The sequence below is a fragment of the Oceanivirga salmonicida genome (assembly GCF_001517915.1).
GTDB lineage: Bacteria > Fusobacteriota > Fusobacteriia > Fusobacteriales > Leptotrichiaceae > Oceanivirga > Oceanivirga salmonicida.
Genome location: NZ_LOQI01000095.1, coordinates 1 through 4,672, shown reverse-complemented (window position 1 = coordinate 4,672; position 4,672 = coordinate 1). Strand labels below are relative to the sequence as shown.

Sequence of the window (4,672 nt, the reverse complement as noted above, 5' to 3'; positions counted from 1 at the left end):
CAGCAGAGTATAAGATTAATACAAGAACAACAGATGGTAGAGGAGTATATACTTTTTGTATGTGTCCAGGGGGCGTTGTAGTGCCTGCTGCTAGCGAAAAAGGTTATTTAGCAGTAAATGGCATGAGTTATAACAAAAGGGATTTGGAAAATGCTAATTCTGCTGTTTTAGTAAATGTTATGCCTGATGATTTAGGAGATGACATATTGGCTGGTGTAGAATTTCAAAGAGAAATTGAAAAGAAAGCATATGAACTAGGTGGTTCTAATTATTGTGCTCCTATTCAATTAGTGAAAGACTACATAAAAAATGTGAAATCTACTAAATTGTTAAATGTTAAGCCAAGTTATAGTATAGGATTTAAATTATCTAATCTTAATGAAATATTACCAGAATATTTAAATATATCATTAAGAGAGGGTTTAATAGCCCTTAATAGAAAAATTAAAGGTTTTTCAGATAATGGAGCAATTTTAACTGGAGTTGAAAGCAGATCTTCATCACCTATTAGAATAGTAAGAGATGATAACATGTATTCTAGTGTAAGTGGTATTATACCATGTGGAGAAGGTGCTGGTTATGCTGGAGGTATAATGAGTGCAGCAGTTGATGGTATAAGATGTGCAGAAAAAATAATAAGAGATTTAGAAGGAGAAAGAAAATGAAAAAAGTATTAGGGAGTTTAGCAATAGCTATAACAATATTATCATGTAATGGTGCAAATAATAGCACAAATTCAGTTTCAGTAGATAATACTGAGGCACATGCGTTAAACAATATTAAGGAAAATATTTTATTTGAAAGTAAAGTATATGCAATTTATGAAAGTAAAGATGGATACAAAACAGTATTTATACAAGAAGAAACATTAAAAGATAAAGCAGCAAATCCTGAAAGCAAAATATCTTCAGTAATAACTAAAGATAATAAAGTAGTTAAAGTAGAAGAAATTTTAAATGCAGATATGGAAAAAATGTATACTGAAAAAATAATGAATGATATAAAAGCAGATACAAAGGGACTTTTCATGGAAGATGCAAAAGTTGATTTAAAAAGTGCAGTTGTAGTTTTAGATGGGGATAATATAGTATTTGTGTTCCCTAAATATACAATAGCACCTGGAAGTACAGGTATACCTAGATTTGTATATGAATACAATAAATAAAATAGAATGATAAATGGTTTAAAAGGAGAAATAAAATGAAAAAAATATTAGGAAGTTTAATAATAGCAATGACATTATTATCGTGTAATGGTGCAAATAATAGTACAGGTTCAGTTTCAGTAGATAATACAGAAGCACATGCATTGAACAACGTTAAGGAAAATGTATTATTTGAGAGTAAAGTATATGAAACATATATGAGTAAAGATGGGTACAAAACAATATTTGTACAAGAAGAAATATTAAAAGATAAAGCAGCAAATCCTGAAAATAAAATATCTTCAATTATAACAAAAGATAATAAAGTAGTTAAGACAGAGGAAATTTTAACTCCTGATATGGAAAAAATGTATACTGAAAATATAATGAATGATATAAAAAATAGTAAAGAAGGAGTATTCTTTGAAGAAGCAAAAGTTGAATTAAAAAATTCAGTTATAGTTTTAAATGAAGATAAAATTATATTTGTATTCCCATTAGAAACAATAGCACCTCGTAGTTCAGGAATGCCTAGATTTGTATACGAGTATAATAAATAAATTTATAACAATAAATAATTTAAAAGGAGAAATAAAATGAAAAAAATATTAGGAAGTTTAATAATAGCAATGACATTATTATCATGTAATAGTGCAAAATCAGTAGATAATGCTGAGACACATGCATTAGATAACATTAAAGAAAATGTATTATTTGAAAGTAAAGTATATGAAACATATATGAGTGCAGATGGGTACAAAACAGTACTTATACAAGAAGAAATATTAAAAGATAAAGCAGCAAATCCTGAAAGTAAAATATCTTCAGTAATAACTAAAGATAATAAAGTAGTTAAAATGGAAGAAATTTTAAATGCAGATATGGAAAAAATGTATACTGAAAAAATAATGAATGATATAAAAAATAGCAAAGAAGGAATATTCTTTGAAGAAGCAAAAATTGAATTAAAAAATTCAGTTATAGTTTTAAATGAAGATAAAATTATATTTATATTCCCAATAGAAACAATAGCACCTCGTAGTTCAGGGATACCTAGATTTGCATATAAATTTGAAAAATAAGAAGTATAACTAAGTAACAGGAGAAAAAAATGTCAAGAAAGATTAAAGTAAGAATTGCCCCATCTCCAACAGGAGATCCACATGTAGGGACAGCATATATTGGTTTATTCAACTATGCATATGCTAAACATAATAATGGAGAATTTATTTTAAGAATAGAAGATACAGATAGAACAAGATATTCTGAAACTTCTGAAAATCAAATATTTGATGCTATGAAATGGTTAGGCTTATATTACGATGAAGGACCTGATGTAGGTGGAGAATTTGGACCATACAGACAATCTGAAAGAATGAATATGTATGCTAAATATGCACTTGAATTAGTTGAAAAAGGAGAAGCATATTGTTGTTTTTGTACACAAGAAAGACTTACAAAATTAAGAGAAAGACAAGCTGCTATGAATCAAGCACCAGGTTATGATGGGTATTGCCGTAAGTTGACTAGTGATGAAATTAATGATTTGAAATCTAAAAATGTTCCATACATTATTAGACTTAAAATGCCTTATGATGGTGTTACAATAGTGAAAGATGGGTTAAGGGGAGATATAGTCTTTGAAAATAGTAAAATAGACGATCAAGTATTACTTAAATCTGATGGATTTCCTACTTACCACTTAGCAAATATAGTTGATGACCATTTAATGGGTATTACTGACGTAATAAGAGCCGAAGAATGGATAGCATCTACACCTAAACATATACAACTATATAAAGCATTTGGTTGGGAAGAACCTAGATGGTTTCATATGCCTTTACTTAGAAATGCAGATAAAACTAAAATTTCAAAAAGAAAAAATCCTGTGTCTTTAAATTACTATAAAGAAGAAGGTTATTTAAAAGAAGGAATGCTAAATTTTCTAGCACTTATGGGATGGAGTTTAGGAGATGAAAAAGAAATTTTTACATTAGAAGAAATGGTTAAAGAATTTAGTTTTGATAGAATTTCATTAGGTGGACCTGTATTTGACTTAGTCAAATTAGGTTGGGTTAATAATCAACATATGAGATTAAAAGATTTATCTGAATTAACAAAATTAGCAAGACCTTTTTATGAAAAACTATATGACTTATCAAGTATATCTAATGAAAAATTAGAGCATATAGTTGAGATAATTAGAGAAGGAGCACATACTTTAAAAGAATTGGCAAGTTTAAGTGATATTTATTTCATAGATAAATTTAAACTACCTGAAATTGAAGAAGGTATGAATAAAAAAGAAAGAAAATCTATTAATAGATTATATGAAGCATTAGAAAATCCAAAAGGAAAAGAAGCAATTACTTTATTTAAATTTAAGATCGAAAAAGAAAATGAAGAAATTTCAGAAAACAGAGTTAAAGAAATATTAGAAGAAATTAAAGAAGAATTAAATGAAGGACCAGGAGTTGTTATGATGCCTATTAGAGCAGCATTAACTGGAAAATCTAAAGGACCTGATTTATATACAATAGTTTCAATAATAGGGAAAACAAGAACATTAGAGAGAATTAAACAATTTTAGGAGTACAAATGGCAGATTTTAAATTTGAAATAGTAGAAAATTTGGGAACAATATCTACTACAAAAGCAGGATGGACAAGAGAAGTTAATATGGTAAGTTGGAATGGAAAACCAGCAAAATTAGATATTAGAGATTGGGATCCAACACATGAAAAAATGGCAAAAGGTCTAACTTTTACCAAAGAAGAAATTGAAAAATTAAAAGAGATTTTGATGAATAATTTAGATTAATTTATAGGGGAATATTTATGGAGCAAATACAAGAATATTTTTATGCAAACCCATCAATTGCATATTATTTAGTAGGAGTAGTAGCATTAATTTTTGGTGTTGCTTCTTTAATGGGCAAAGCTTGGGCAATTGATCCAGGAAGTTATAGACAAAAACAATGGTATAATTTTTTAGGACCTAAATGGTTTTCAAGAATTATTGGAGTATTTTCTATATTTGTAGCAATAATATGTTTTGCAGGAGCTACATTTTTATTCTAATATTAAATTAAAAAAGCATAGAATTTTGAGTTATCTCAAATCTATGCTTTTTCTTTTATTATCTTATTTCTTTGAATGTATTTGTAATATACCCATCTTTTATTTCAAATGTAGAAGGTATCCAGTTTATATTAAATCTTTCTCTTATAATTAAATTTTCAACATAATACATTTTAACATCTTGTTTATTATTTTTAGAATATTTTACAAATTCTTTATAGGTATATTTTTTAGGGTCAATTAAATATATAAAATCTTTATTTTTCTTATTTTTTAAAATATTTTTTACTTCTTTAACACAATCAGGGCACCAAGGTGCACCATACATTACTATAGCATTATTTGTAAAAGTATCAATTACATTTATTTTATTACCTTTATTATCAATAACATTAATATCTTTTAATTTATCCCTTAAAATTTTATCAATTTCAAATTTATCTTTAAT

Annotated in this window: 8 protein-coding genes; 7 read left to right on the top strand and 1 reads right to left on the bottom strand. The window is 27.0% G+C overall.

Annotated features, from left to right (window positions below; all coding sequences use genetic code 11):
* The 7 genes from AWT72_RS09755 to AWT72_RS08060 form a co-directional block, all read left to right on the top strand.
* Positions 1–665 (top strand): NAD(P)/FAD-dependent oxidoreductase (locus tag AWT72_RS09755; RefSeq protein ID WP_371440142.1); only part of this gene is annotated, 665 nt, incomplete at its 5' end.
* The gene (locus AWT72_RS08085) at positions 662–1,165 is read left to right on the top strand and encodes an RsiV family protein (protein ID WP_067143437.1); all 504 of its coding nucleotides are present in this window, start codon (positions 662–664) and stop codon (positions 1,163–1,165) included. The genes AWT72_RS09755 and AWT72_RS08085, both read left to right, overlap by 4 nt.
* Positions 1,166–1,200: 35 nt before the next feature.
* Complete coding sequence (locus AWT72_RS08080; protein ID WP_067143434.1) at positions 1,201–1,704, top strand: DUF3298 domain-containing protein; 504 nt, start codon at positions 1,201–1,203, stop codon at positions 1,702–1,704.
* 36 nt (positions 1,705–1,740) lie between these two features.
* Positions 1,741–2,226: a DUF3298 domain-containing protein gene (locus tag AWT72_RS08075; protein WP_067143431.1), complete on the top strand. Its 486-nt coding sequence runs from the start codon at positions 1,741–1,743 to the stop codon at positions 2,224–2,226.
* Positions 2,227–2,255: 29 nt separating this feature from the next.
* The gene (gene gltX / locus AWT72_RS08070) at positions 2,256–3,734 is read left to right on the top strand and encodes a glutamate--tRNA ligase (RefSeq protein WP_067143428.1); all 1,479 of its coding nucleotides are present in this window, start codon (positions 2,256–2,258) and stop codon (positions 3,732–3,734) included.
* A gap of 8 nt (positions 3,735–3,742) precedes the next feature.
* Complete coding sequence (locus AWT72_RS08065) at positions 3,743–3,964, top strand: YdbC family protein (protein ID WP_067143425.1); 222 nt, start codon at positions 3,743–3,745, stop codon at positions 3,962–3,964.
* Between the two features lie 17 nt (positions 3,965–3,981).
* Entirely contained in the window at positions 3,982–4,224 is a 243-nt protein-coding gene (locus tag AWT72_RS08060; RefSeq protein ID WP_067143423.1) for a hypothetical protein, read from the top strand.
* A gap of 58 nt (positions 4,225–4,282) precedes the next feature.
* Here the strand turns inward: AWT72_RS08060 and AWT72_RS09750 are convergent.
* Positions 4,283–4,672 (bottom strand): hypothetical protein (locus tag AWT72_RS09750; RefSeq protein ID WP_082680597.1); only part of this gene is annotated, 390 nt, incomplete at its 5' end.

Bases quoted from the DNA above. Each gene is read 5' to 3' on its own strand.
- AWT72_RS08075 (WP_067143431.1), top strand. From the start codon at position 1,741: ATGAAAAAAATATTAGGAAGTTTAATAATAGCAATGACATTATTATCA.
- AWT72_RS08080 (WP_067143434.1), top strand. From the start codon at position 1,201: ATGAAAAAAATATTAGGAAGTTTAATAATAGCAATGACATTATTATCG.
- AWT72_RS08060 (WP_067143423.1), top strand. From the start codon at position 3,982: ATGGAGCAAATACAAGAATATTTTTATGCAAACCCATCAATTGCATAT.
- gltX (WP_067143428.1), top strand. From the start codon at position 2,256: ATGTCAAGAAAGATTAAAGTAAGAATTGCCCCATCTCCAACAGGAGAT.
- AWT72_RS08065 (WP_067143425.1), top strand. From the start codon at position 3,743: ATGGCAGATTTTAAATTTGAAATAGTAGAAAATTTGGGAACAATATCT.
- AWT72_RS08085 (WP_067143437.1), top strand. From the start codon at position 662: ATGAAAAAAGTATTAGGGAGTTTAGCAATAGCTATAACAATATTATCA.